Source organism: Paraburkholderia sp. RL17-337-BIB-A, assembly GCF_046025895.1.
In the GTDB taxonomy this organism is placed as follows: domain Bacteria; phylum Pseudomonadota; class Gammaproteobacteria; order Burkholderiales; family Burkholderiaceae; genus Paraburkholderia; species Paraburkholderia fungorum_C.
In genome coordinates, this window is sequence record NZ_JARESY010000003.1 from 1,428,411 (window position 1) to 1,454,917 (window position 26,507).

Sequence of the window (26,507 nt, forward strand, 5' to 3'; positions counted from 1 at the left end):
AGAGCCGTCGACGCTGCCGGGCAGTCAATCTATAAAAAATAGAGACATTTACAGATATAGCAACCTGTACCCATCGATTTTCTGGTCTGTCACTACAAAGCGTCGCGGCTGGACTCGGTCGCTTAGATGCGTTTGTGTCGAGGCCATCTAGCTTTTTTCCTCGTCGATTCGCGATTGTCCTCCTATCGACCTGTCCGAGGAAATTTGACCACCACATTCCTCGATAGTGTGCGCTGCGCCTGCCATGCACAGGCGCACCGTCCGCTAATGCTGCTGGCCTCTCGACGTTTCCCGCTCCCTGCCTCTCAAGGCCTCTCGCTCCTTGCCTCTCAAAACTTCTTTCTCACCACCTCTCAAGGCCTCTTGAATGAAGTCTGCAAAGTCCGAAAGGTGCTTCAGATTGGAATCCACGGAATTGCGTGAAGACCCGCTCATTGCTTCATGACGTATCAAGTCCAGGGCAACTTCGACGGCCATCCTCCGCTTCGAGGAGGCATCAAGAGTGGCGTCGTTATCGTTATAGAGAAAAGATTTCTGTTTCTCATCCATTTTGCTCTCCAAAGTATTGAACTCCATGGAGGATAGACTCTTGCTTAATCCGCCCTGGAGCCCTGTCACCAGGTCAGCTTGCGACCGCCTGGCATGTCGCCGTCATCATGGCGAAAACTCATTCGATCTCGCGCCAGCCGAACGCCGCGCTCGGGTGCACGCTATCGGTGACATCGATAGCAGTACCGCCGGTGGAGAGGTTGGCGGCTACATGCTCCATGACATGGCCCAGTCAGGTTCCTTCGCCTTCGTGCATGCGTCGCACAAACCCGCCGGAGGTTTGATAGGAGCAGCCGTGTTGCTGGAGGCCGGGTAAATAGCCAGGAAGACGATCGATGAAGCCTTGGCCGAGGCGCGCTGTTGGCCACTCTTCAAGGACCCCGAGATCAACGGTGTGCCGCATCACCGGGAAGTGGGCATGAATATTAGGTCCTTGATAAGTGGCGACTGACTCGACTTCCATTACATGCCTCCTGCATTTCTTGTTCCAGGTCATTGTTCTCCAAGGCCGCCGAAATCCTTACGGCCACGACCCGAACTCAACTCGGCCGTGAGGTAAATGGAGGACGAGACTGGATATCGTGCATGCCAGCAGTGTCCGGCATCACGCAAACACCAGCGTGTTTTTCTCTGTGGCCCTGACCTCGCGCGATCGATGAGTTCGAGCACCTGGCTGGACATGCTGCAGAGTACCTCACGTCAGGTCTCCGGGCCGGTAGCGGATGCGTTAGACGGTCACCCACACCTTAACGCCCCGCGTCATGATCCGTTAGACAAAGTGATTTCAAGTAGGTGCGTGCGACTTCGTGTGCGTCGCAACAAAAACGCAACGCAGAGACGCTCCAAGCACCATGAACACCCGGAACAATCGCTGGCCGATCAGCCTCTTTAAAAATAGAGGCAATTCCAGATAAAGCAACGTCTCTTGAGTAATTTGCCGGCTGGTGTTCGGCCTGCCGAGATCTGACCGCCTGTCGCCCCATCTCGGCCGGGTCCATTCGACGACCAGTCGAGCAACAGGGTCGTCTACAGGCGCTCGTTGAAGACCATTGACGGCGGGGCAGCACGACGGCAGCGCTGGCCATTCGCACTCGTTGCCCCGCAAAAACGGGCAGACAGTGGCTTGCCGGATCTCGCAGCATCCCGTCGGACTTGATGCTTGACAGCCGCCAGAGGGTGTCGTCACGAGCGATCAGAAACGTTCGGCAAGAAAAACCCGTGGTTTTTGCCCCTTGCATCAACGGTGTTGCTCACCACGCCCGGCAAGATCCCACAACGTGCCTTCCCGGCGGGAGATTCGCCCCTGTACCTTACACCGCGCGCATGACCAGGCTTCGTGTCGTCTTGGTCGATGTCCGGCTCCGCAGGCATTTCCTGCGGTTCTGTCGCAATAACGATGCCGCGTTAAAGTTCGGGATGCACAAACTTTGCTTCGGCTCACGATGAAGAAGACCGCGATACCACGAACGGCCCTTGCTACAGGCATTGCGACGGTTTTGAAGCGGCTTCATTATCCGCTGGATGTGATGCTGCTGTGCGTGCGATGGTATGTGGCCTATTCGCTAAGTCTTCGCAATCTCGAGGAGATGATGTCTGAGCGCGCCATCGGCGTCGATCATTCGACGGTGCATCGGTGGGTGATCAAACTGCTACCGTTGTTCGCAAAGACGTTTCGCAAGCACAACGCCCGGTGGGCACGAGCTGGCGCATGGATGAAACATATATCAAGGTCAAAGGCTCGTGGAAATACCTGTATCGCGCCGTGGACAAGGCGGGTAACACCATCGACTTTCTTCAGCTGTCGTGATCCGATTCATCTATGCCTCCCTCCTCAGTTTTGCGGTAGGTTGGCATCCACTTTTTCCCGGCCGACGTCAGAAAAGTCGGCGTCGCCCCGCACAGCGTCTACGCCAATAAACCAAAAACAATGTCAGCAGGATGCCTGCTCACAAAAATAAGCGAGAAAACAGCGCACCTCAATCCCACCGCTCGTCACGCACCTGAACGACGCCCGCCTCGATCCGCACCGGAAACACCACCACATCCTCATAAGCCGGCGGCGCCAACACCTTTCCCGTCCTGATGCAAAACCGCGCACCATGGCGCGGGCAGACGACCACGTCGCCTTCCACCACACCGCCCGTCAGGATACCGCCGTCGTGCGGGCAGATATCCTCGATTGCATAACAGGTGCCGTCAACATTGAACACGGCAACCTGCGCACCATCGACCTCGACGCTGCGAACAGCCCCGGCCGGGAAATCCTCGATCGCGGCGACATCGACCCAAGCGGACATATCACAGCATCCCCAATTGCAGGCGTGCCGCGTCCGACATCCGATCTCTTGACCACGGCGGGTCCCACAGCAGTTCGACGTGTACCCCGTTCACACCGCTCACCGAGAACACCGCATCCTCCACCGTCGCCGGAAAGGTCTGTGCGACCGGGCAGCCAGGCGCGGTCAACGTCATGCGGATCTCGACGCGACCTTCGGCTTCGTCCACGTCGAGACCATAGACAAGCCCCAAGTCGTAGATGTTGACCGGAATCTCCGGGTCGAACACGGTGCGCAGCACGTCGATCACGCGTTCTTCAAGACGTTCTGTTGTTGCGCCGCTGCCAGGTTGTGCGGCCTCAGCGCGCTTCAGCCAGTCGAATGGGTCCATCGTCTGCCTCACTCTGTCGAAACGGGGCGATCCCCGTCGTGCAGCGCGGCATGCAGCGTATGCCACGCAAGCGTCGCACACTTCACACGCTCGGGAAATTCACGCACGCCGGACAGCACCGCCAGCTTGCCCAACTCCGGCCCGGCTGCCGCCCTTCCCGCAGCCGGTGTTGTCACCATGTCGTGAAAGCGTTCGAACAGCGCGTCGGCCTCAGCTTCCGTTTTACCCTTCAGCGCCTCGGTCATCAGCGACGCCGACGCTGTCGCAATCGCACAGCCCTCGCCTTCGAAACTCACCGCCTTGACGACGCCATCCTCGATTCGCAGATACAGCGTGATGCGGTCGCCGCACAACGCGTTGTAGCCCTCGGCCTTGTGATTGGCGTCGGCCTGCCCATGACAGTTACGCGGCCGCCGGTAGTGGTCGAAGATGACTTCCTGATACAGATCGCGCAGATCGCTCATGAACCGAATATCTCCCTGACCCTGCCAAGCCCTTCGATCAGGGCGTCGATATCTTCGCGCGTGTTGTAGAGGGCAAGCGACGCGCGCACTGTCGCCGGTACACCGAACCGCTGCATCACCGGCATCGCGCAGTGGTGGCCCGCACGCACGGCGACGCCGTGATGATCGAGAATTGTGCCGACATCATGCGCATGCACGCCGTCGAGCACGAATGACACGATGCTCGCCTTCTCGCGTGCGGTACCGATGAGACGCAAGCCCGGAATTCCCCGCAATGCATCCGTGGCGTAAGCGAGCAGGTCGGCCTCGTGCGCGGCGATGACTTCCATGCCGATGCGGTCGACGTAGTCAAGCGCCGCGCCCAGCGCAATCGCGCCGGCAATGTTCGGCGTGCCTGCCTCGAACTTCCAAGGAATCGCGTTGTATTCCGTTTTCTCGAACGTCACCGAACGGATCATGTCGCCGCCGCCCTGCCACGGTGGCATGGCTTCCAGCAGCTCAGCCCTGGCATACAGCACGCCAATTCCAGTCGGCCCGTACGCCTTATGCCCCGAAAACGCGTAGAAATCGCAATCGAGCGCACGGACGTCGACGGGCAGATGCGAGATCGCCTGTGCGCCATCCAGCAGCACCGGTACGCCCTTCGCGTGCGCCGCTGCAACAATGCGCTTCACCGGATTGATGCTGCCGAGCGCGTTAGCAAGATGCGTAATCGCGACCAGCCGCGTGCGGTCGTTCAACAAGCGCTCGTACGCGCCGGCATCAAGTGCGCCGGTATCGTCGATCGGCACGACTTTCAGCGCCGCGCCTGTCTGCTCGCAAACCAGCTGCCATGGCACAATGTTCGAATGGTGCTCCATCGCGCTGATCAGGATTTCGTCGCCAGGCTTGAGCTGCGGGCGCGCAAAGCTCTGGGCGACGAGATTGATCGCTTCGGTCGTGCCACGTACAAACACGATCTCGTCCGGACGCTGCGCGTTGATGAAGCGTGCGATCTTCGCGCGTGCTGCTTCGAACGCATCGGTCGCACGCTGCGACAGCAGATGCACGCCGCGGTGCACGTTGGCGTTGCTATGCCGGTAGTAGGCGTTTTCCGTGTAGATGACCGAGGCCGGCTTTTGCGTAGTCGCGCCGTTGTCGAGATAGACCAATGGCCGGCCATGCACGCGCTCGCCCAGAATCGGAAAATCGGCCCGCCAGTGCTCGACATTGCGCGGATCTGGCGCCTGCATCTGTTCAATCGGCTTCATAGCAGCTCCTTGATGCGCTCACCTTCCGGGGTGCGCGCGAGCAGCAGGTTTTCAAGCCGACCGCGCAGCGAGTCGATGCGCACGCGTTCGACGATGTCGCGTGCAAATGCGTAGGTCAATAGCGCTCGCGCCATGCGTTCTTCGACGCCCCGTGCACGCAGATAGAACAACTGGTTCTCATCAAGTTGACCGACTGTCGCGCCGTGTGTGCATTTCACGTCGTCGGCGTAGATCTCGAGTTGCGGCTTCGTGTCGATTTCCGCATCGCGTGACAGCAGCAGGTTGTGATTCGCCTGATGCGTGTCCGTTTGCTGCGCATCGCGATGCACGATGACGCGCCCATTGAACACGCCGCGCGCGGCGCCGTCGAGCACGCCACGGTAGTATTCGCGACTCGTGCCATGCGGCTCTGCGTGATCGATGCGCGTGTGGTGATCGACGTGTTGCCTGCCGCCAACGAAATAGAGACCGTTCAACGCGGCTTGCGCGTTTTCGGCATTCAGGCTCGTGTCAATGCCCGTGCGCGACAACGCGCCGCCGAACGCGAACGCATGCGAGGTAAAACAGCTGGCGCGTTGCTGCACTGCAGCAACCGACGCGATATGAAACGCCTTCGGGCCTTCCTGCTGCAACCGGTAGTGCTGCACGTCCGCCTGTTCGTCTGCGACGACGCGGGTAACCGCATTAGTCCAGTACGCGTTGTCGCCCAGCCCTACAAAGTGCTCGACGATCACGCAGCCTGAGCGAGCTCCTGCAAGCACGACATTGAACGGCTGCACCGCAAGACCGGTTTCGTCGGTCAGGAACAGCATGTGCAGCGGTTGATCAATGACCTCACCAGGCGGTAGCACGACGGCAAATCCATCGGTCAGAAACGCCGTGTTGAGCGCGGTAAAGCCGTCGGCGTACGTCTGCGAGGCGATCGCCGCCTGCAGTCGTTGTGGCATTTCTCGCAACGCCCGCGGGAGCGAGCCCACAAACACATCATTCGGCAAACCGTTCAGTTTCGACAGCCGCGGCACATGGCGACCGTTGACGAATACCAGTCGATGACCCGCAGGGTCTAGCACGAGTTCATCGACGATGCGTCGCACGTCGCTATCATCGGTGCGGCCGGTGCGTTGCGGCGCGAAATGCCAGGGACGCTTGCCGATCGCCGACACGTTCGTGTACTTCCAGTCCTCTTGCCGCGTGCTCGGAAAGCCGAGCGCGTCGAACTGGTCGAACGCGCTTCGGCGCGCGGCACGCAGCCACGGCAACTCAGCGCCGGGCAACGTCTTCGCGAGTCGTTCAAAAGCCTGGTGGAAGAGGTGGAGAGATTCGTTTCTCATGAGTGCCCCGCACTTGCTGCACCGGCTGATTGCACCGCCTCAACCTCGATCCAGCCATACCCCCTGCGTTCCAGCTCCAGGGCCAGTTCACGCGACCCCGACTTTACGATCCGGCCGTTCGCCAGCACATGCACGCGATCCGGCACGACGTAATCCAGCAGTCGTTGATAGTGCGTAACCAGCATGATCGCCCGTTCTGGACTGCGCATGCTGTTGACGCCCTGCGCAACGATCTGCAGCGCATCGATATCGAGTCCGGAATCCGTTTCGTCCAGAATGGCGAGCCGGGGCTCCAGCACCGCCATCTGCAGGATCTCGTTGCGCTTCTTTTCTCCGCCGGAAAAGCCTTCGTTGACTGCGCGGTACAACAGGGTCTCGTCCATCTGCATCAGCGCCATTCTGTCCTTGACAAGTTGCAGAAATTCCATCGCGTCGAGTTCCGGCTCGCCACGATGCCGGCGCTGCGCATTCAACGCCGCCTTCAGCAGATAAACGTTGCTCACACCGGGTATCTCAACAGGATACTGAAACGCGAGAAACAGTCCTTCGTGCGCGCGCTCTTCGGGCGTGAGCGCCAGCAGATCGCGACCGAGATACGAGACCGTGCCGCCGGTGACGACAACGTCCTCACGCCCAGCCAGTACGTGGGCAAGCGTGCTCTTGCCCGAACCGTTCGGCCCCATGATCGCGTGTACCTCGCCAGCCTTCACGCTCAGCTCAATGCCGCGCAGAATTTTCTTGCCATCGACTTCGACTTGCAGATTGCTGATTTCAAGCATGGTTCCGATCCCTCGCGAATCGCCGTGGGCCAGGTGCTAACGGTTAGCCCACACTGCCTTCCAGGCTGACACCGAGCAGCTTCTGCGCCTCGACGGCGAACTCCATCGGCAGCTCCTTGAAGACTTCCTTGCAGAAGCCGTTCACAATCATCGACACCGCATCTTCCGCAGACAACCCTCGCTGCCGGCAATAGAACAGCTGGTCTTCGCCGATGCGTGATGTCGATGCTTCGTGTTCGACCTTCGCGGTCGGGTTCCTGACCTCGATATACGGGAACGTGTGTGCGCTGCAACGGTCGCCGAGCAACAGTGAATCGCACTGCGTGTAATTGCGCGCACCTTCGGCCGCCCGGCCGACCTTCACGAGGCCGCGATACGCATTCGTTCCACGGCCCGCTGAAATACCTTTCGACAGAATCGTGCTGCGCGTATTGCGACCGAGGTGAACCATCTTCGTCCCGGTATCGGCCTGTTGATAGTGGTTGGTCAGCGCCACCGAATAGAATTCACCGACCGAGTTATCGCCCTGCAGGATCACGCTCGGGTACTTCCACGTGATCGCCGAACCGGTTTCCACCTGAGTCCACGAAATCTTCGAATTCGCCTCGCGGCAATCGCCACGCTTGGTCACGAAGTTGTAGATGCCGCCCTTGCCCGACGCGTCGCCCGGATACCAGTTCTGCACCGTCGAATAGCGGATCTGTGCCCCTTCCAGCGCGATCAGTTCGACCACCGCGGCATGCAGCTGATTTTCGTCGCGCATCGGCGCGGTGCAGCCTTCCAGATAGCTCACGTACGCGCCTCTGTCCGCGACGATCAGCGTGCGCTCGAACTGACCCGTGTTCTGCGCGTTGATGCGAAAGTACGTCGACAGCTCCATCGGGCAGCGCACGCCCGGCGGGATATAGCAGAACGAGCCGTCGCTGAACACAGCGGAATTCAGCGCGGCGAAGAAATTATCGGTGTGCGGCACCACTGAGCCGAGATACTTCTGCACCAGTTCGGGATGATGCTGCACGGCGTCCGAGAACGAACAGAACACAATGCCGAGTTCCGCAAGCTTTTCGCGGAACGTCGTGGCCACCGAGACGCTGTCGAATACCGCATCCACCGCAACGCCTGCCAGGAGTTCGCGTTCTTCCAGCGGCACACCCAGCTTTTCGTAGGTACGCAGCAGTTCCGGATCGACTTCATCGAGACTCTTCGGACGATTTTTCTGTGCCGTCGGCGCGGAATAATAGACGATGCTCTGGTAGTCGATCGGCGGATGCCGGATTGTCGCCCAACGTGGCTCGGTCATCGTGAGCCAGTGCCGATAGGCCGCGAGCCGCCATTCGAGCATGAACGCCGGCTCGTCTTTCTTTGAGGAAATGAGCCGGATCACGTCCTCGCTTAACCCGCTCGGCAACGCGTCGGCCGCCAGGTCGGTCACGAAACCATGCTGGTACTCGCGACTGATCAGTTCGTCGAAACCGGTTGTAGATGCGCTCATGCATGGCCTCCGTCGGTCGTTTTGCGCGCCAGTGGCGTCGCACCCGCGCGGCGGCTGGGAATGCTGCGCGCGCGGATCGCGCTGATATCAACCGCGCGCAAGGTCGGTCCCGCCATGTCCGCCAGCGTGACCTGCTGTAACGCCTCGTAGATCACCCGATTGACCTTCTGCCAGTTGGCCCGCACCGCGCACACCGCCTCCTGGACGCACAAGCCAGGCCGCGTGCTGCATTCGGTGATCCCAATCGGGCCGTCGACCGCGGCGATCACCTCCGCCAGCGTGATCCGCTCGGGCGGCTGCGGCAGCAGGTAACCGCCGTTCGTGCCGCGCAGCGACTCCACGACACCGCCCCGCATCAGGACTTTCAGCACCTTTGACACGGTGGGCATCGCGACGCCGGTCGCCGCCGCGATGCTGGTCGCGCTATGGACGGCGTCCGGGTCGCGCGCCATCGCGGTCATGATCACCGTGCTGTAGTCGGCGAGTTTGCTCATGCGCAACATCGTAATACCTCCCGTCTCAATCAGGACCCATTTAGTCCTGATTAGACCGAAATGGAATCGGCACGTTTGTCGTGAAGGCCACCGTTCTGCTCGGGGGTTTCTGGCCACGTCGCCAAACGCTTTCTGTTTCGGGAGAAGCATTTCGCCATACGACGCAACACTCATTTTATTCTAGACCTGTATGCAAGATCTTGTTAGTGCATAGGTCTTCGCGACGGACGGCTCCGGAGAGACACACTGCATCGCCCCCGAATACTCTCTCTTCTGTCCGAACATTAATTGTTTGATTTTCAAAACATCGAAACTGACTTATAGGCCGAAATCCACGCGGGAGCCAGGCATGCGCATCGTCTATATCGGGGAGGCCCGCCGGATTGTACTTTGCGCTGTTGAAGCATCCTGAACCAGTTGGGCTCCTGCTTGATCCTTCTGGTGATGGTGGTTGTGTGGGTGCTGAGCAGCTTGCACTGCAGACTGAATACCGACCGCTCAGTAACGTCGGTCTACGTGTTCCGCGCGCACGCGACAGCTGTCTCATCTTCGACAATGTCTACGGGCGGGATCAACGCCGCAGCCGCGCTCCTGGCCGACACCTTTTGCGGTTCACGGGTGGCGCCTTGGGTTTCTTCGCTCATGGCAGTCTCCCTTTACTGGACTTGAATCAGGCGAGGCTTGGACGACTCGCGCTTCATCACGATGCGGGTCGACGCCAGCCATCTGGAAGGTAGCAAATTACATGAGGCAACAACCCGGGCCTGGAACAAATAGCCTGAGTCAATGCGCCGGCCATTCTGCTTGACGCTATCCACGAGTGCACCCCTCGGCAACTTCGCCGAAAGGCGACCAAGGGCAGTCACTCGAACTTCACGTTGGCCGAGAAGGCGTGTGGCGGCCGATCTATGCGATGCCTAGATGCGCGCGGGCAAAAAGATACAAGAGGGTGGATTGTTGAGCGCGCTCGCCACAATGCTACTGAAAGCGGGCAATGCGCCTTGCACTCGATTTCAGGACGGGTCAACCAGACAAAAAAAGCCGGCGCTTGGCCGGCTTCTGCTGACTGATCTTCAGCAGTCTCGCGCCTGACGCTTATCAGACGCGCTGTCCCGTGGTTTGAGGCGCATTGGGCGTTTGAGATTTATGTTCGGCGCCGTCGTTTTGAGCTTCGGCTTGCTTGCGCTTGCCATGCTCAACCTGCTGTGCGCGCCGCTGGATCGATGCCTGGCCTCGTCGCGGTTGTTCTCGGTTTGCTGTCGGTTCGTTGCGAACTCGGTTGTACTGCAAAGATGACCGGTCCGCCGTGCGGCTAATCCCTGCACTGCCTATTCGACTCGGGAAACGCGATTACGTTCAGAAAGCGTTGTAAAAGCGGGTCGCAACGACCGATGACTTCGGCCAACTGCTCTTGCCTTCGGCGCCCCCAGTGCGGTGCCCGGCACTCGTGTCGTCTCCATCAAACCCGAGGGATGTTTCCAGCGCATAAGTCACCTTCAGGTGTCCTCGAAGGCATTCGGGGCTGCCGACTTCAAAAACTCGTGGCCATCCCAGGTTAGCCGCCAGTCGCTCCCCATCGCGCGCACAAGATTTGCGTCCGCGAGCAGGTTCAACTGATACCCCACGCCCCGGTTTGAAACATCGAACGCGTCCTTGAGCGCGGCTTCAATGTCAAATTCGCTTAGATGCGGGGACTTGTCTTCCTCGAGGGTCTTCAATATCGCGAGTGCCAGATTCATATCGCGTTTCACGATCTCCTCCTGTCGTAGATGGGATAACTCATCCAGATGACGCCACGGGGACAACGTGTGCGCAAGCATCTAGGGTGCGGCATGCGACGCGCCTCTTTGTGCTTCCGCACAGTTCCGTGGAAGGCGTGGCACAACGCGACCCGTGTGGGTCCACGATCGCAGTTCGTTAGACGAAAGTCATCTGGCTTTCCACCTGACCGAGCAGTTGTAGCGATCAGGCAAAGTCCCCGTGCGGATCATCCGGCATCGTGTGTTTGATTGTCTTTTCGTCCTCATCGCGAGCAGCTTCACGCGGTGACAGGTACGGATCCCCTGCTAGCTTTGGCTCCGACCTTGAGATCGGCTCTGCGCGCGGCAGGAAAAAGGGTACATCAATAGACTGCGCTTCGTTGTCTTCCGAAAGGAATCTCCGGGTGATGCTCATATGTCCTCCATCAAGTGTGTCGCGTCAGCATCTGGCGCGGCCGGGTGTTTGCCACCTGGACGAACTCCCGCCTCCACGTGCGTGCTCCTCGGTGAAAGCGAGGTGGCGCTTCCGCGGCTGGATCGTCGATCAGTAATCCGAAGACAACGCCAACGCGCAGCCGCCGATTCATCCCTCACGCCATTCGATCCGCCCACGAAAAAGACCGGGCGATCAAGGTTCATGGACCACCGACTCGCCTTCATGGTGTGAGGTGCGTCCCTGGCAGGCTCATGCCACGTTCCGAACGCTGTGGCACCAGGATCACGCGCCATCCGGAATTCAACGCCTGGGTCCCCTCATACCCTCGGTTTCCATCGCGGCATTCCGCTCTTCGCAGGCCTCAATGGGTTCCATGGTCTCGTCGATGGAAGCTGTTGCGCGTTCTGTGGCCGCGTTCGTTTCGTCGACGGTGGCGCCGAGTCCTCCGTCGTCGTTGCCAGGGGGTTCCAGCATGTCTCGAAGCATGGCTCCCAATTCCGGTGTGTCCCACGGCGCGCCATGCTGCTTTTTCCTCTTTATGTAGTGCCTGACTTCTGCGTCTTGCTCCGGAGTCAAGGGAAGACCACGAAAGGTGGTTTGGGGCGTAGCGTCGGCCATGGTGCTGCTCCGGTATTCATCTCGTTTTGAGTGTAGCCCTGTTGTGGTCAAAGAGCCTCAACTATCGGTCTGCGCATCGACTGATCCGTCCATTCGCATCAACCCGTCCAGCGAGCGGACGCTACCATCGGCACAGATACGTGCCTGGGCCCTTTGCGCAGTCTCTGCTGATAGCGGCCTGGCTGGCGACGTCACGCAAACGATACCCGGGGCGCGACAACGTCACGTGATCACATGGTTGAGCATAACGGCGTACTCAAAGGGGACGTACTCCGAACGTGGCTTTGCATCCTTCGCGGCACCTGCAGGCGGCCTTGGCCCCTCACGGTCGCGCACGAAACCGATGCAAATTGCGACGGGTTATAAAGGATGGCAGGAGCTATGACAAAACAGTCCGGTCGATTTGACATTGAGCGTGCGCACAAAACCTGTACGCTGCTTGTCCCCGGCTGCTCCCGAATCGGGCCTGAATGAGAACATGGCGCTCAACTTTCGAACCTCAGCTGCAGCTATGACGCATTGAGGCACTGCTTATGATTCGCCCTTTTGGAAGCGCAATCGTCTCGCAGGCCTCGAGAATGACCGGCATCACGGCGCCGCTGAAAAGGAGCGGACACTCTTGCCTGCCAGTCTCTCCAAACGCATCTCTGCCGGGAGGTCATGATGGGACCCGAGCGCACCGGTAAACTGCAGGCGGCGGTTCAAACTGCCGGGCAAGCGGCCGGCTATGTTTGGGTGGTTATCCTCCTGGACTTTACCTCCGGCGAACTCAGGAAATCGATTGTTCCGAGGGGAATTTCGCGACAGCGGCCGTGGCAAAAGATGCGGGTAGCGCACGCCTGAAGGCGATCGCAGAAGAGAAATAGGCCGACCGTTGATTGGGCCGTCTTGCGGCCGTGCCGGAACCGGAGGTCTTCATGCAACGAACAGTCGAATATCGCGGATTCGAAATTCATGTTGATTTGCTGTCCACGTCAGAGGACATGTTCGGCGTACGGTTTCGTATCGAAGGACCCATCAAGCTTCCCGGCGTGGCAGCGCTCGGCGAGCGCATCAAGATCCGGGGCGGCCCGTTTTCCCGGCGCTGGGCTTATTTCGTCGCAGAGATCGCCGGCCAGGCCGCTATCGATGTAATCCTTGGCCCCGAGGAATAGACCAAAACTCCCGGTACGTTGAACCTCGCAATGAGGGCCCGGCACGCTCCGCATTCATCACACTGTCTGCCGTGTATGAACTGGAGAATCGATTTGGGATGGAATCCTCCTGCTCCCCAGCTTCCTCGCGGGTGCTCGCAGGTACATGACACCCGTCGCGTCGCGACGGGCGTTACAACTTAAATCCGAACTTGCGATGTGTCGCCTCGTCTCAACGGTTCTGGTGCAAATAGGCTGGGCGAATCGGTTAAAGTATTCAGCCCAACAATCTGGTGGTCGGTGATGAACAAGCGGAAAGGCCTGGAGGCGTTGTTTGATGGGCGACATTTTGATCGGGAGATCATCATTCTCTGCGTGCGCTGGTACCTTCGCTACAAGCTCAGCCTGCGCGATCTGGTCGAGATGATGGCCGAGCGCGGTTTGTCGCTGGTGCACACCAGATTATGCGTTGGGTGAAGCGCTTTACGCCGGAGTTCGTCAAGCGCTGGAATCGTTTTGGCGTACCCACAGGGCGGTCATGGCGTGTTGACGAAACCTACCTGAAGATTCGTGGCAAATGGGTTTATCTGTACCGTGCGGTAGATCGAGCCGGCCAGACGGTGGACTTCATGCTCAGGGCGAAGCGCGACGTGGCCGCGGCCAAAGCCTTTTTCAGCAAGGCAATCAAACATCAGGGACAGCCTCCGGAGACGATCACGCTCGATGGGTATGCCGCCTCACACCGGGCGGTGCGTGAGATGAAGGCCGATGGCCTGCTGCCTGAGGACACGAAGATCCGGTCCTCGAAGTACCTGAACAATCTGATCGAGCAGGACCATCGAAACATCAAGTCCAGAACGAATGTGATGCTCGGCTTCAAACGGTTCAGGAATGCCGCGGCCACGATTTCAGGCATCGAATTGATGCATCGCATTCGCAAGGGTCAGTTCAACTTCTCCATGGTCGGGCTCAAAGATACCGCTGCGCCCGCTGTCTGGAATGCCGTCCTGTTCAATCGATAAGGTATCCATATCTATAGGAAGAATCTCTGCCAGACAAGCCATTTGCACCAGAGCCGGAATTGCCCATCGACAAGGATCGGCATGGGCACCCTGAAATTCATTACACTCGCATCTATCGCGCCTTCCGGCGCTGGCGAGCAGATGGCTGTTTTGATGCCCTTTTCGAGGGCTCGGTGTTCAAACTTCATCAGGACAATCGTCTGGACACGAGCGTTATTCACGGCGATGGCACCACGAGCGCGGCCAAGAAGGGCGGCGACAACCTCGGTTTCAGCGGGCACAAGAAGGTCAAGGGCTGCAAGGTCGTTGCCCTGTGCGACCGCAATTGCAACGTGATCGCGCCGTTCGTGTCGGCCCCGGGCAATCGCAATGAATCGCCGCTGTTGCGCGAAGCGCTGCCGCAACTCACGCGCATCGCCCGGGCCGTGGGGCTCGATCTGCGGGGAAGCGTCGTGAGTCTGGATGGCGTTTACGATTGCCGGCGCAACCGCAAAGCCATTTTCAATCGCGGTATGATCCCCAACATCAGCCCCAATTCACGCGGACGTAAGACGCCGAAACGAGGCCGTAAGGCGCGGTTCAATCCCGCTATTTTCAAAGAGCGGTTCAGGACCATCGAGCGGGTGTTCGCCTGGGAAGACAAGTTCCGTCGCCTGCTGATGCGCTTCGAGCGACTGAGTCGGTTGCACTACGCGCTCAAAACCCTCGCCTACACGATGATCAATCTTCGGCACTACTGCCGAAGCTGATCTTGCCACCGAGACCTTCGTTTCATCGTCGGCGCATCGCGCCGTGATCCCGTTCGTCCACGCTATGCCGAAACCTTCGCGCAACGGCGCACATCATCACATCGCACGCGTCGCCGCAGCCATTTCTTCCCATCCCAAGTGCTCGTCCAACCGCGCTGCGCCGAGTCTGATCGAAACCCGCAACCAGTTGTCCGTCTTAAATCTTGCTCACAGTCATTTCGTCGGCGCCACGCGATTTGCGCGCGGAGGCTTGTGTGCGCCGAGTCGGTAGTTTGTGTCAATCCAGCGCTTCGCCCATTCAATGCCGCGCTCGTATGCTTGCCATCGATAGACCCGGTTACCCAGGTCAGAGAACACGAAGCGCTCGCCGTCGCGTTCGATCACTACCGCCGACTGAAATAGCCGCTGCTTCGAAAGGATGATCGGCGATGCTTCGATCTTCCAGCCGTCGTACTCCGCGAACCGCTTCATGCCCACCTCCGATCGTAGGACGACGCGCAAAGCCCTTTCCGTTTAGATCTTGGCTGCGGGTTTGATAGGCCGAATATAGCGTTAGCCCTCACCTGTGGTTGCCCGGGAACCTTAGCGCCGCGTTGGCGATGCGCTGATCCCGCGTCCCTCTTTGCCTAGCTTGTCCCATGGCATTTCCTGGTGACTTCCCGCTTCGCGGCTGACGACGCCGCATTGAATTGTCCTGCTGCCAACGCGTAACAGATCGGCGGTGATTGTTCCCGGACAGTTGCTGCGCAAGCTGCGCGCTCTTGCTACGCGGTCCATCTCGTTCTGAAACCAGTTGCCGAATCTCACGACAGACAGCACAGCCACAACCAAAGACGCGTACTCAATTTTCCGCAGACGCATATTCGTTTCAGTTTTCCCACGTGCCAGGGGTCGCAGCGATTGCGGCGCGAATCTGCGTCATCTTCGCTTCGCAGGCCTGCTGACGTTCTTCGTCAGCAACCGCCATCGCAAACGACTGGATCGCCATCAACAATACGTGTCGCTGATGCGGTTGCTGCGCCCGCTTGATACCGAGCAATTCCAACGCTTCGTTCGGTCTATGCATACGCTTTTCCGATCTAGTTAAGCGGCCACTGTGCCAAGCCGTCGTCGGTCAGCCACGGTCGCGTGCTTGCAAGCTCTTCGACGTCATCGAAGAACAAGCCTGTACCGCCAAAGTCAAACGAAGGGCGCAGCAAACGAACATAGATGTATGCGAGGAAGGCCTCGTCACGCTCTCGAATCCAGTCGCACCAGCCGACCGCAAGAATGTCTTGCGAGTAGTCGCCCCAAGCCGACCCTACGGCGAGATTGTCCCACGCTGCCAGTTCTGGATGACGCGCGCGGAGACCGCCGATGAACGCGCGCCAGTCGTCGTTCCATTCACCATCTGCCGTCCCGCCGAAGGGCTCAGCGTCGAAAATAAAAGCCACACTCTTTTCCGTGTCATCGGCTCTCGCCGTCGTTACTTGATCAACACCATCCCGACGACCTTAGAGGCGGTCACATCGAACGTCGCGGTGTATTCGCACTGCGCGACGTGCCCCGACCGCTCGATCAGGCAGTCTGCGAAATCCGCCTTGTCTGACGCCGCGAAAACGCGAAGTGCCTTTCGCACCGTGTCCGCACCATCGATGACCAGTTCCTTCGTGCCAAGCATGGATTCGATGATGTCCTTCATCTGGTCTCGCTCGACGCCGTAGCTGCGCCCGAGTACCCACACGACCTCGACTAACGCGACCTGCGAAACATAGCCCGGCCGATCGGCTGAAAAGGACTCCATGAGCGCCGTCGCCTTCTTCGACTGCGCTGCGTCATCCTGCGCGAAGTAGCGGACCAACACGTTTGTATCCAGTCCGATCATCGCGCCGATGCCCCCTGCTCGGCGATGGCGCGGTTCATGTCCTCAATCGAAACCGGTTTGGCAGGCTTCTTCACGATGCCCTTGAGCGACGCGAGCGAGCGAGTGGCCGGATAGACCTCGTACCGGCCCGTTTCTTCGTTGAAACTGAATTCGATCCGGTCCCCGGATTCCAGGCCAAGCTGGTTGCGCACGTCCACCGGGATCGTGACTTGGCCTTTAGATGTGATGGTTGCTGCTGTCATGGTGATCCTCCTATTACTCCTTACTTTAAGGTAAGGAGTGTCAAAATGCAAGTGCGAAATGGACAGCCGCCACACGAATCGCCACTCTCAAATCGATGCCGCGGAAAAGGCGGAAAAGATACTATTCAACGGACACGTCGCTTTCAGTCATGCTGGTGGAGAGGGTGGAATACCATTTCTATGCCGCCCTCTCCCTCGCCGCCTGCTGCGAGCCCCAGGGTCCCCATCCGTATGCGAAGCATCGGAAGGCGCTGTCGGCACACGAACGGCAACTCCGGGCATGGGCGGAAAACTGCCTGCAGAACTTCGAGGATCGCGCGGTACTGGTCGGCGCGGAGATCGCGCGCATCGAGGGGCGCCTCGCCGAAGCAATGGATCTGTACGAGCGAGCCATTCGCTGTGCGCGTTCGAATGGCTTTATCCAAAACGAGGCGCTGTCGTACGAGTTGGCTGCCCGCTGCTATGCGGCGCGCGGCCTTGACGAGTTTGCGCACCTCTACCTGGGAAACGCACGGCGTGCCTATCTGCAGTGGGGAGCCTTGGGGAAGGTACGACAACTCGATCAGCTCCATCCCGCGTTAAGGCAGGACGATCGTGCCCCGGGCTCCGCAGGCATGATCGACGCGCCGGTCGAACATCTGGATCTGGCTACGGTGATCAAGGTGTCGCAGGCGGTGTCAGGTGAGATCGTGCCGGAAAAGCTCGTTGAATCGTTGTTGCGCACGGCCATCGAGCATGCCGGCGCGGACCGTGGTCTGCTGATCGTGCGGCGTGGCAGCGAATTCCTGATCCAGGCGGAAGCGAAGACGTGCGACAGCTCCGTTTCGGTCAGCCTGCGCGACACACCAGTTTCCGCGGACGAGCTTCCCGAGTCGGTGGTACGTTATGCCGCGCGCACCCGGAAGATCGTGATTCTCGACGATACTTCAGTCCCGAGTCCGCATTCCACCGATCAGTACATCAGTGCGCAGGGCGCCCGGTCGGTACTCTGCCTGCCGTTGATGAAGCAGGGTGCGTTGGTTGCGCTGCTGCCGTCCACTTCGCCGCCGCGCGTGTAGCTGTAGCCCGCGAACAGTTTCAAGGCCTGCCGCACGGTCCATTGCGTGAACACACCAGCAATGTTGAAGGTCGCGTGGCCAGTGAACAGCGAATCGGCACCCGAGCGGTATTGCACGTTGCCGTAGTTCACGCCGACCACCACCGGGTCGAAGTCGTACGTCGCGCCTGCGGCGATGATCTGCTGCGATTGTGCGCTCGCGTAGCCCTCGTTGATCGACGAATTGAACAGGCCGTCGTCCGTGCTGCTCCATTTGCCGAGCGTCACATCCTTCGCGCCGCTCTTGCTGTTGTCCGAGCGCTCAAAACCCACGCCGGCATGCAGCGGACCGTTGCCGTATGCCGCGCCGACGCTCCAGGTGTTCTGCCGCTTCAGGCTGCCGGGCTGGCCGCCGAAGCCATACAACGCGCCGAACGTGAAGCCCGCATAGGTCACACTCGTGTACTTGATCGAGTTGTTCACGCGGGCGGTCTGATCCAGGTCGTCGATGTCGCCCGGATGCGCGCCGAAGGCGCCGATATAGTTCACCGGCGCGACCGGCCCCACGAAGTCGTTCAGCGACGTGTACTGGCGGCCAAGAGTGAGCGTGCCGGACTGCGTGCTGCCAATGTCGACGAACGCTTGGCGGCCGAACAGCCCGCCGTTCTGCTGGATCTTGCCGGTCGAGACGTCGAAACCGTCTTCGAGTAGAAACAGCGCGAGCCAGTCTGCGCCAAGTTGCTCCTTGCCCTTGATACCCCAGCGGCTGCCGGAAAGGTTGCCACTTGCCAAGGCGACGTTCGAGTGTCCGGTGGAGGCACCCGGCGAACCGGTGCGCTCGTTGCTGCGGTACGCGATGCCGGCGAATGACAATAACACTGGGGCGGTGATCCATTGTTTTTTCATCGTAGTCGCAGTTCGTATGGGACACCTATGTCAGACCGGCTGAATGGCGATCTCTGTTTTTCACGCGCGCCGCCCGCTTCGCAACGAGAGCAGGCGGCGCTTCCTCAGTGGCCTAGCGAGGCGCCCCGTGGCATCTCTGGCGCGTGCACCGCGACGGTCTTGCGGATCTTCGCGACATCCGAAGCGCTGACTGTCGAACCGGTGTTGCCCCAGCTATTGCGCACGAAGTTGGACACGTCGGCGACTTCCTGATCGGACAGGCGCCAGCCGAAGGCCGGCATCGTGAACGAGGAAGGCGCGGTTTTCGTGCCTGCAAGCGTGTTGCCGGAGAGCAGCACGTGAATCAGCGACGTGGCATCTGTGCCCTGCACGACCGGATTGCCGCCCAGCGCTGGGAACACGCGGGTGTAGCCACGGCCGTCGCTGCGGTGGCAGGCCGTGCAGTTGTCGCGGTAGACCGCGGCGCCGGGCGCGCTGGCGTCGCCGGTCCGCAACGCGTGAGCCGCCGTATCGTCGTACACGTAGGGCGTTTCCTTCGGATCGGTCGACGGCAGCGTCTTCAGGTAACGCGCGATCGCGCTCAGGTCGGCGTCGCTCATGTGCTGCATGCTGTGCTGCACGACGTCCGTCATGCCGCCGAAGGCCGCGCTGTGCTGCGTGCGGCCGGTCTTCAGGAATTGCACGATGTCGGCCTCACTCCACATGCCGATGCCGGTGCGCGGATCGCCGCGCAGGCTCAATGGAATCCAGCCGTCGATCGTCGCACCGCCCGCGAGGAACGCGGTGCCGTCCTGGTCGCTCAGCGCGCGTCCTGCATCGTCGGCGCACGCGGTGTATGGCAGGCGCCGCAATGGCCGAGGCCTTGCACGAGATACGCGCCGCGTGCGATTACCGGGTCGGTGTAATGCTTCGCGTCGAACGCCACGGGATCAGGCGCGAACATGTAACGCCAGATGCCGAGCGGCCAGCGCATCGACAGTGGCCAGACGATGTCGACTGGACGGTTCGGCTGGTTCACCGGCACGACGCCGTGTGTGAAATACGCATAGAGCGCGTGCAAGTCGTCCTCACTCAAGCGCGCATACGACGGGTACGGCATCGCCGGATACAACGTGTCGCCGTTCGGCCGCACGCCGGCACGCACCGCACGCTCGAACTGCGCGAAGGTCCACGCGCCGATGCCGGTGTTCCGATCCGGCGTGATGTTGGTCGAGTAGATCGCGCCGATCGGCGTGTCGAACTTCAGGCCGCCCGCGAAGGGTTTGCCCGATTGCGCGGTGTGACATGCAATACAGTCACCGGCTCGGGCGAGATATTCGCCGTGTGCGATCAGGGCCGCGTCGTTTTGCGTGGGGGGCGTCGCCGCATGCGCGGCGAACGGCGTGGACAACGTCACGGACGTAACAGCAGCGCAGACCGACGTCGCGCTGACTCGCCTGAATGCCTGACCCAGGCGCTTGATATCGATCTTTTTCTTAACGCTCATACGCCCACCAGCGGCCCGGGGTTCTTCAGATACTGCGAGCGGATCGCGCGCGCCGACCAATAGGCCAGCGCCGCGACGAGACCGGTTGGGTTGTAGCCGATACCTTGCGGAAATGCCGACGAGCCCATCACGAACACGTTGTGCACGTCCCAGCTTTGCAGATAGCGGTTCAGCACGCTCGTCTTCGGATCGGTGCCCATGATCGCGCCGCCCACGAGGTGAGTGGTCTGATAGCGTCGCGAGTCGAAGTGCGCGCCGAATTCACGCGTATAGACGTTGATGGCCTTCGGCCCCATCTGCTGCGCGATCTTGTGCATCTGTCCGGTCACGTAACGCGCCATCTTGATGTCGTTGTCCTTCCAGTCGAAGGTCATGCGCAACAGCGGCTGCCCATACGAATCGCGATAGGTCGGATCGAGGTCGAGGAACACGTCGCGGTACGACATGTTGGAGCCGTGCGCATCCATTGAAATCGTGTGCGCGTAGTGGTCCTTCACCGCCTTCTTCCAGTCGGCGCCCCAGTTCGGTGTGCCGGCCGGCGTGGCGATGCCGCTGACCGGTTTGGTGCCGGCCTGATTCACCCACGACGGCGAGCCGCCGACAAAGCCGAGCGGACCGTGATCGAAGTTGTCGGCATTGAAGTCGTCCACCGCGACGCCATTGCCGCCCGCGCCGATGAACGGATTGGTGAAGGTGTCCTTGTCGAAGAACGCGGTAATGGTCGACAGGTTCTGATACGCGAAATTGCGGCCGACCACGCCTTCGCCCGTGACCGGATCGTACGGCTTGCCGATGCCCGACAGCAGAAGCAGATGCACGTTGTGATACTGGAACGCCGCGACGATCACGAGGTCGGCGGGCTGGAACACTTCGTTGCCGGCCGGGTCGACGTAGGTCACGCCCGTGGCGCGCTTTTTCGTATCGTCCAGTTCGACGCGCAGCACGTGGCAGCGCGAACGCAGTTCGAAGTTCGGCGACAGCTTGAGTGCGGGCAGAATGTTCAGATTCGGCGAGGCCTTCGAATACATGTAGCACGCGTAACCGCTGCAGAATCCGCAGAAGTTGCACGGTCCCATCTGCACGCCGTACGGATTCGTGTACGGACCCGACGTATTCGCCGAAGGCAAACGGTAAGGGTTCAGTCCGAGTTCGCGCGCGGCCTTGCCGAAGCGCTCGGCCGAGTACGTGTTCAATTGCGCGGCGAGCGGGAAGTTGTCGCTGCGCGGCGCTTCGAACACATTGCCGTCCCCGACCACCTTGCCGTTGACCATATAAGCCTGCCCCGAGGTGCCGAATACTTTCTCGGCGAAGTCGAAATGCGGTTCGAGCTCGTCGTAGCTGACGCCATAGTCCTGGATCGTCATGCCTTCGGGAATGAAGCGCTTGCCGTAGCGTTCTTCGTAATGGCTCTTCAGGCGCAGCTCTTCCGGCGTAATGCGGAAATGCACGCCCGACCAGTGCAGCCCGGCGCCGCCGACGCCTTCGCCCGGCAGGAACGCAGCCAGCTGGCGATACGGCAGGGCTGTGTCGTTCGGCGTATGGCGGATCGATACGGTGGTCTTCGAGAGATCGAGGAACCGCTTTTTGCGGACGTTGTAGGTCGGCTCGTCGATCGTGTTCGGGTACGCGCCGTCCGGATAGGTGTCACGATACTCGCCGCGTTCGAGCGCGACCACTTTCAGTCCGGCCTCGGTGAGTTCCTTCGCGAGGATCGCACCGGTCCAGCCGAAGCCGATGATCACCGCGTCGGCGTGCAGTTTGGTCTGGGTAGTCATCAGGTGCGCTTTCCCTGGATCGACACGGGGCCATACGGGTACGCCTGACCGTTCTGATTGACGAAGTCCATGAAATCGGCGCGTGCGCCGGGGAAGCCGATCATCTTCCAGCCGCCCATGTCGCGATTGCCGCCGTGGATCGGGTCGCAGAAGTAGCCTTCGCGGGTGTTTTGCAGCAACTGGCCGAAGAACACGGTAGCCGGCACGTCCGCGAGACCGATCTTGCCGGTCTCGAGCGCGGCGAGCACGGTGTCGCGCGTGGGCGCGTCGAGGGCGTCGAACGAATGGGACCAGGTCTTTATGCAATAGCCGTTGACCGCTGCAATGCCCAGCCGGTACAGGTCGCGCGGTACGAGCTTCAACTGATAGCCGAGCTCCGGCACACCTTGTTGGAATGGGCCCTGCATGTACCAGAGCGTCCCATGCGCGTAGGGCGTGTCCATTTGCCGGTCGATGAATTCGGGCACGCCGGCTTCGACAGCGCCCGGGCCTTCGCTGTCCGATGGAATCAGGCGGTCGACCGCCGCGTGGACGAACGCCCATTCCTTCGCGTCGAAGAAATGCGGCTGGTAGTCGGCGCCAGGCGCTTGCGGTCCGGATGCTGCCGGGTTCGAATCTGGCGCCGACGTGTCGGGCGACTTTAGATCGCACCCGGCAAGCGTTCCTGCTGGAACCAGCGCTACGGCAGAGCGAAAGAAGCCTCGGCGCGAGGTAAGGGGCAATGGAGGCATGTTGTTCGAGTCAGCAGGTCGGGGTTGCAAATGCGCTCTCGGACAGTTATTGGACCGTCTTTGGCGATGATATTGGACGCACCTACACTCGCGCACGGTACGAGTCAGTCCCGCCGTGTCGGAAGGCGCGCGATGCCCAGGTAACGACGTACCAACGGGCCGGAGCATTGAACGCTCACGGAACTGAGGCGCACTTCAAGACCTACGTTGCCTTCATGGTAGTGAGCAGCATGAAGGAGCGCTATTACATGAAGCTGTAGTTCGCGCCGTGTTCGGCGGTCCTGTTGCGCGCCGCGATGGTATGAGCTCAACGCGGGCGCCGATCGAATCTCCTCCGATCAGCGGGTCGAAGCTACTTGAAGCCTGTTTCGGCGTTGCCCGCAAGGAGCGAACAGTGGTCGACGATCGTCACTGGACGCCTCGTGTCAGCGGACGTTCAATTGTTGATGGGCCAATGGCTGCAACGGCCGATGAAGCGACCTGCATCCCCGCGTTGCAAATGGCCGCTTCCAGGGTACAACAGTCGCCTGAGTGACCAAACTTCGTTGCCTCCGAAGGTCGCTTGTTGGCCGATTGCCGACGACTTGCGAGTTTTGATCCGACTCGGAGCGGATACGCTGGGTGATTCTTTGTCACGGCGACGCCTGGACTCCCTAAGTAACCCGCGCGGCCGGACATTTTGTCGCCTGACTAAACGGCCAGTCACGTCCCAAGAATCTCGATGCCGTTTTCGGCACACCATTGCCTCAGCGCGCTGTCGACAGAGTCAGCTTCAAACGTATACCAGGCTTCGAGAACGCCTTCGCGCTGCAGCAGATCCTTGAAGCGGGAGTAAGCGCCTTGCCGTCGGAAAAATCCTTCGACCTGGTCGTAACGCGCAGGCAACTCTTGTGCGACAAAGCGCAAGGCGAGACTTCTTCCGAGATCGAGATCGAGATCGTTCTTATGCGGTATCGTAAGGTAGCGGTCCGAAGTTTCAAGGTCGTCAGGAATATCCTCGTCGAATGCGTCGTTGGAATCAGATGTCCAATGGACTTCGCCCGTATCGAGCGAGACATACGCGTTGTGCTCCATCGGCGATGCGGAGCCAATGAAGTCGAAGGCCATAGAAAGATCGTCGTATTTGACCGCGACCATGGTTCTACTCCAATAGGTTGAAACGCCCGAGTTGGACGGGTCCCAGCGATCGATATGCGGCGACGCCCGTCCAGCGGCGAACATTTCGGCCCTTGGTTCGTGACTCAGGACGGTGTCCCTGGTGTGTTTACCATCGTGGTGAAGTCTGACGACACGCGGAACTGCGATGCCGGCTCGCGTTAAAGCCGCGCTGCATCACCCCGCGAGCGTCGAGCCGATGCGTCTCCTGTAAATTTTAGGCTATCTGGACGTCCACTCATGGCCGAGGCTGAGTCTAAAAAAGGGACTGTTTGCGGCCCGAGCGAAACGCGTCCCACAGTTCATTCCACGCAATTGCACTGTGCATCAGTACGCGACGCACTGCCAATTCCCTCCAGACGTGTGCGTCTGGCCGCCTGCTGCCTCTCGCGAAGGGCGGCACCCGATCCGTTCGGAAACGACTCGTGAGCGGCAGCTTCCGGCCCGACATGAGCCAATCGTTTCACGTCAACTGGAGTAGCCCGCACGTTGTCGCCAACCGTTCCCGCGTGGCGCGTGCCTTCCCGCAGGGTTCCGTGAACCAATGTGCAAGGCTACCCTGGCTTGCCTTCGTGTTCGTCAACCGCCGCGCGAAGCCGATTGAACCCGTCTGCGAATGCAGCCGACGCGTCACGGAATCGAGCAATCGGCATCGGAACGTTGCGTGCGCCGCCGATCGCCGCGAGTTGTATCGTCTGCGCGGCGATATATAACCCGGTAAGTGCGTCACCATCGACTGCGACGTCCAGTTTACATTCCCTGTATAGCTCGTTGCGTCGCAGCATGCCTATCTCCATCGTGATTTTCGAAGCACCGCTCGTCACACCTTCTCGGGCGAATCTAGCTGGTGCTCGCTCATCACCCACTCGTTACGAGGGGTGACGCCGGAAGCGGCAAGATCGCCATGCGGGGGAACGCTGGATGGCTTACCGACTAATTCGCGGCAAGTCGAACTGCATCGTCGCCTCCCAATGAGTGGGGAAATCCTACAGTGCGACTCTGCGCACAGCAACCGGCTGGGATACCAATCCGTGACTGTAGGCTGTGGAATTCAGATGCGTGGAGGCGTGCCTGCGTAGTCGACCCGAAGCCGCCCGTCGCCGCGTCGTGGCGAATGTCCGTTGGCAGCCACGTACAGGACACACACACAGACGGCAGGCCACGGTCAGAGCCGATCCCCGCTGAACGAGATTGAAATTCGGCCGGTTACCCAACTATGACTGGCTCGCGTCAAGCACCGCAACCGGAACATAGCTGAAATATAATAGTGAACAACATGGGTAGCAGCGAGGCGAAGCTTGGCGCGCTGGCACATACAGTTGCAAGCCATCCGCCCACCGGTACTGCGTTACGGCTTTGCGGTCGTATGCGTTGGAATCGCGCTTGGGCTGGCGCTAGCATGCCAACATTACGGCTTTCACGATGCCGAAATGCCGCTTTTTGACCTGGCCATCGTTCTCGTTACCTGGTATGCCGGTATAGGACCATCCGCGCTGGCGGTTTTCCTCTCGGGAGCCAGCAACACCTACTTCTTTACCCCGCCACTTTATACCTTCGAAATCACTTCGGAAGATCTGCCGTACCTTGTTCTTTTCACAGTATGGTCAGCAGTTATTGCCTCTTTCGTAGCTATTCGACGTCGAATCGAGGACCAGCTTCTCGACGCGCGGGACCGCCTCCAAATTGAGCTTGAAGTGAGCCGGCAACGCGAGGACGAAATCCTTGGGCTCAATCAAACACTCGCCAGGCGCGCAGCAGAGCTTGAGGCGAGTAACAAGGAATTAGAGTCTTTTTCCTATTCCGTCTCCCACGATCTACGGGCGCCAATTCGGCACATAGTGGGGTTCTCAGAGCTGCTACAAAAACACACGTTTTCTTCCCTTGACGATAAGAGTCGTCGGTACATACAAACCATTCTCGAGTCGGCAAAAAGAATGGGGGATCTGATCGATGATCTGCTGGCCTTTTCCAGGATCGGGCGAATTGAGACCAAAATGACCTTTGTGAGCCTCGAGCTGCTCGTTAAGGAAGTCATCGCGGATGTGGGGCAAGACGTGAGGGACAGAGACATATTCTGGGATATCAAGCCCCTTCCGGTCTGTTACGGAGATCGGTCCATGCTGAGGATGGTTATCGTCAACCTTGTATCGAACGCGGTCAAATTCACGAGCAAGCGAGCAGGTGCCAAAATAGAAATTGGTTGTGTGGACGTGAATGAAAATGAACTGGAAATGTTCGTAAAGGATAATGGCGCGGGCTTTGACATGGAGTATGTAGATAAATTGTTCGGCGTATTTCAACGTCTGCACCTTGCGGAACAGTTTGAAGGCACGGGCATAGGACTAGCTATTGTTCAGCGCATTATCGTGCGCCATGGCGGAAAGGTCCGGGCCGAGGGAATGCTTGACCGCGGTGCCACTTTCTATTTCTCCCTGCCTAAAGCACGGGATGCGACGACCAATAGGATTGCGAGCATACTATGAACGAATTGGGACGCATTTTGCTCGTTGAGGACGACCCGAGAGACGTCGAACTCACTTTGGCCGCGCTGGCGGAATACAACCTGGC

At 59.8% G+C, this 26,507-nt stretch carries 28 protein-coding genes and 3 pseudogenes; 6 read left to right on the forward strand and 25 right to left on the reverse strand.

Annotation, left to right across the window (positions count from 1 at the left end; translation table 11 throughout):
* Window positions 1–264: 264 nt before the first annotated feature.
* Window positions 265–549 carry a hypothetical protein gene (locus P0D84_RS44930; protein WP_408349566.1) on the reverse strand — a complete coding sequence of 95 codons (285 nt, stop codon included), beginning with the start codon at window positions 547–549 and terminating at the stop codon, window positions 265–267.
* Between the two features lie 232 nt (window positions 550–781).
* A complete protein-coding gene (locus P0D84_RS44935; RefSeq protein WP_408349569.1) occupies window positions 782–1,012 on the reverse strand; it encodes a cyanophycin synthetase family protein in 231 nt (76 codons plus the stop codon).
* 979 nt (window positions 1,013–1,991) lie between these two features.
* Between P0D84_RS44935 and P0D84_RS44940 the strand changes: the two are divergent.
* Window positions 1,992–2,344: pseudogene (locus tag P0D84_RS44940) on the forward strand (IS6 family transposase); the annotation flags it as partial.
* 181 nt (window positions 2,345–2,525) lie between these two features.
* Here the strand turns inward: P0D84_RS44940 and nirD are convergent.
* The 12 genes from nirD to P0D84_RS45000 all read right to left on the reverse strand — a co-directional run bounded on the left by nirD (window position 2,526) and on the right by P0D84_RS45000 (window position 11,840).
* On the reverse strand, window positions 2,526–2,846 hold the full coding sequence (nirD, locus tag P0D84_RS44945; protein ID WP_408349572.1) for a nitrite reductase small subunit NirD: 321 nt from the start codon (window positions 2,844–2,846) through the stop codon (window positions 2,526–2,528).
* Between the two features lies 1 nt (window position 2,847).
* The gene (locus P0D84_RS44950; protein ID WP_408349575.1) at window positions 2,848–3,216 is read right to left on the reverse strand and encodes an SUF system Fe-S cluster assembly protein; all 369 of its coding nucleotides are present in this window, start codon (window positions 3,214–3,216) and stop codon (window positions 2,848–2,850) included.
* Window positions 3,217–3,224: 8 nt separating this feature from the next.
* On the reverse strand, window positions 3,225–3,680 hold the full coding sequence (gene sufU / locus P0D84_RS44955) for a Fe-S cluster assembly sulfur transfer protein SufU (RefSeq protein WP_408349578.1): 456 nt from the start codon (window positions 3,678–3,680) through the stop codon (window positions 3,225–3,227).
* Window positions 3,677–4,930 carry a SufS family cysteine desulfurase gene (locus P0D84_RS44960; protein ID WP_408349581.1) on the reverse strand — a complete coding sequence of 418 codons (1,254 nt, stop codon included), beginning with the start codon at window positions 4,928–4,930 and terminating at the stop codon, window positions 3,677–3,679. The genes sufU and P0D84_RS44960 overlap by 4 nt, the downstream gene beginning before the upstream one ends.
* Window positions 4,927–6,261, reverse strand: a complete 1,335-nt coding sequence (gene sufD, locus P0D84_RS44965) for a Fe-S cluster assembly protein SufD (RefSeq protein WP_408349584.1) — start codon at window positions 6,259–6,261, stop codon at window positions 4,927–4,929. The genes P0D84_RS44960 and sufD overlap by 4 nt, the downstream gene beginning before the upstream one ends.
* Window positions 6,258–7,040: a Fe-S cluster assembly ATPase SufC gene (sufC, locus tag P0D84_RS44970; RefSeq protein WP_408349587.1), complete on the reverse strand. Its 783-nt coding sequence runs from the start codon at window positions 7,038–7,040 to the stop codon at window positions 6,258–6,260. Before sufC ends, sufD begins: the two co-directional genes overlap by 4 nt.
* 43 nt (window positions 7,041–7,083) lie before the next feature.
* Window positions 7,084–8,532, reverse strand: coding sequence for a Fe-S cluster assembly protein SufB (gene sufB, locus P0D84_RS44975; protein WP_408349590.1), 1,449 nt, complete (start codon window positions 8,530–8,532; stop codon window positions 7,084–7,086).
* On the reverse strand, window positions 8,529–9,035 hold the full coding sequence (locus P0D84_RS44980; RefSeq protein ID WP_408349593.1) for an SUF system Fe-S cluster assembly regulator: 507 nt from the start codon (window positions 9,033–9,035) through the stop codon (window positions 8,529–8,531). Before P0D84_RS44980 ends, sufB begins: the two co-directional genes overlap by 4 nt.
* Window positions 9,036–9,538: 503 nt before the next feature.
* Window positions 9,539–9,670, reverse strand: a complete 132-nt coding sequence (locus tag P0D84_RS44985; RefSeq protein ID WP_408349596.1) for a hypothetical protein — start codon at window positions 9,668–9,670, stop codon at window positions 9,539–9,541.
* Window positions 9,671–10,522: 852 nt separating this feature from the next.
* On the reverse strand, window positions 10,523–10,777 hold the full coding sequence (locus P0D84_RS44990) for a DUF2513 domain-containing protein (protein WP_408349599.1): 255 nt from the start codon (window positions 10,775–10,777) through the stop codon (window positions 10,523–10,525).
* Window positions 10,778–10,991: 214 nt separating this feature from the next.
* Window positions 10,992–11,201 (reverse strand): hypothetical protein, encoded by a 210-nt coding sequence (locus P0D84_RS44995; protein WP_408349602.1) that lies wholly within the window; start codon window positions 11,199–11,201, stop codon window positions 10,992–10,994.
* Between the two features lie 321 nt (window positions 11,202–11,522).
* Entirely contained in the window at window positions 11,523–11,840 is a 318-nt protein-coding gene (locus P0D84_RS45000; protein WP_408349605.1) for a hypothetical protein, read from the reverse strand.
* Between the two features lie 917 nt (window positions 11,841–12,757).
* On the opposite strand from P0D84_RS45000, the gene P0D84_RS45005 reads away from it, so the two are divergent.
* The 3 genes from P0D84_RS45005 to P0D84_RS45015 all read left to right on the forward strand — a co-directional run bounded on the left by P0D84_RS45005 (window position 12,758) and on the right by P0D84_RS45015 (window position 14,744).
* A complete protein-coding gene (locus P0D84_RS45005) occupies window positions 12,758–12,994 on the forward strand; it encodes a hypothetical protein (RefSeq protein WP_408349608.1) in 237 nt (78 codons plus the stop codon).
* A gap of 282 nt (window positions 12,995–13,276) precedes the next feature.
* Window positions 13,277–13,995 (forward strand): IS6 family transposase gene (locus P0D84_RS45010; protein WP_408349611.1). Its coding sequence is split into 2 segments (ribosomal slippage): window positions 13,277–13,433 and window positions 13,433–13,995, totalling 720 coding nucleotides; the frame shifts between segments, so codons are not numbered across the junction.
* A gap of 59 nt (window positions 13,996–14,054) precedes the next feature.
* Window positions 14,055–14,744: a transposase gene (locus P0D84_RS45015; protein ID WP_408349614.1), complete on the forward strand. Its 690-nt coding sequence runs from the start codon at window positions 14,055–14,057 to the stop codon at window positions 14,742–14,744.
* A gap of 213 nt (window positions 14,745–14,957) precedes the next feature.
* Here P0D84_RS45015 and P0D84_RS45020 read toward each other — a convergent pair whose 3' ends face one another.
* From P0D84_RS45020 to P0D84_RS45040, 5 genes are all read right to left on the reverse strand, one after another.
* Window positions 14,958–15,215: a hypothetical protein gene (locus tag P0D84_RS45020; protein WP_408349617.1), complete on the reverse strand. Its 258-nt coding sequence runs from the start codon at window positions 15,213–15,215 to the stop codon at window positions 14,958–14,960.
* A 397-nt stretch (window positions 15,216–15,612) separates the two neighbouring features.
* On the reverse strand, window positions 15,613–15,810 hold the full coding sequence (locus P0D84_RS45025) for a hypothetical protein (RefSeq protein ID WP_408349620.1): 198 nt from the start codon (window positions 15,808–15,810) through the stop codon (window positions 15,613–15,615).
* Window positions 15,811–15,823: 13 nt separating this feature from the next.
* Window positions 15,824–16,177: a hypothetical protein gene (locus tag P0D84_RS45030; RefSeq protein WP_408349623.1), complete on the reverse strand. Its 354-nt coding sequence runs from the start codon at window positions 16,175–16,177 to the stop codon at window positions 15,824–15,826.
* A gap of 32 nt (window positions 16,178–16,209) precedes the next feature.
* Window positions 16,210–16,608, reverse strand: coding sequence for a type II toxin-antitoxin system VapC family toxin (locus P0D84_RS45035; protein ID WP_408349626.1), 399 nt, complete (start codon window positions 16,606–16,608; stop codon window positions 16,210–16,212).
* The gene (locus P0D84_RS45040) at window positions 16,605–16,850 is read right to left on the reverse strand and encodes an AbrB/MazE/SpoVT family DNA-binding domain-containing protein (RefSeq protein WP_133661564.1); all 246 of its coding nucleotides are present in this window, start codon (window positions 16,848–16,850) and stop codon (window positions 16,605–16,607) included. The genes P0D84_RS45035 and P0D84_RS45040 overlap by 4 nt, the downstream gene beginning before the upstream one ends.
* A 614-nt stretch (window positions 16,851–17,464) precedes the next feature.
* Here P0D84_RS45040 and P0D84_RS45045 point away from each other — a divergent pair.
* The gene (locus tag P0D84_RS45045; RefSeq protein WP_408349878.1) at window positions 17,465–17,908 is read left to right on the forward strand and encodes a GAF domain-containing protein; all 444 of its coding nucleotides are present in this window, start codon (window positions 17,465–17,467) and stop codon (window positions 17,906–17,908) included.
* Here the strand turns inward: P0D84_RS45045 and P0D84_RS45050 are convergent.
* From P0D84_RS45050 to P0D84_RS45075, 6 genes and pseudogenes are all read right to left on the reverse strand, one after another.
* Window positions 17,881–18,792, reverse strand: a pseudogene (locus P0D84_RS45050) (porin); the annotation flags it as partial. The gene P0D84_RS45045 and the pseudogene P0D84_RS45050 sit on opposite strands and share 28 nt — an antisense overlap.
* A 104-nt stretch (window positions 18,793–18,896) precedes the next feature.
* A pseudogene (locus P0D84_RS45055) lies at window positions 18,897–20,278 on the reverse strand (c-type cytochrome).
* A complete protein-coding gene (locus tag P0D84_RS45060; RefSeq protein WP_408349630.1) occupies window positions 20,275–22,053 on the reverse strand; it encodes a GMC family oxidoreductase in 1,779 nt (592 codons plus the stop codon). The pseudogene P0D84_RS45055 and the gene P0D84_RS45060 overlap by 4 nt, the downstream one beginning before the upstream one ends.
* The gene (locus tag P0D84_RS45065) at window positions 22,053–22,784 is read right to left on the reverse strand and encodes a gluconate 2-dehydrogenase subunit 3 family protein (RefSeq protein ID WP_408349632.1); all 732 of its coding nucleotides are present in this window, start codon (window positions 22,782–22,784) and stop codon (window positions 22,053–22,055) included. Before P0D84_RS45065 ends, P0D84_RS45060 begins: the two co-directional genes overlap by 1 nt.
* Window positions 22,785–23,486: 702 nt before the next feature.
* Window positions 23,487–23,921 (reverse strand): hypothetical protein, encoded by a 435-nt coding sequence (locus tag P0D84_RS45070; RefSeq protein WP_408349635.1) that lies wholly within the window; start codon window positions 23,919–23,921, stop codon window positions 23,487–23,489.
* Between the two features lie 572 nt (window positions 23,922–24,493).
* A complete protein-coding gene (locus P0D84_RS45075) occupies window positions 24,494–24,724 on the reverse strand; it encodes a hypothetical protein (protein ID WP_408349638.1) in 231 nt (76 codons plus the stop codon).
* A gap of 513 nt (window positions 24,725–25,237) precedes the next feature.
* Here P0D84_RS45075 and P0D84_RS45080 point away from each other — a divergent pair.
* Entirely contained in the window at window positions 25,238–26,422 is a 1,185-nt protein-coding gene (locus P0D84_RS45080; protein WP_408349641.1) for an ATP-binding protein, read from the forward strand.
* The last annotated feature ends 85 nt before the right edge of the window (window positions 26,423–26,507 follow it).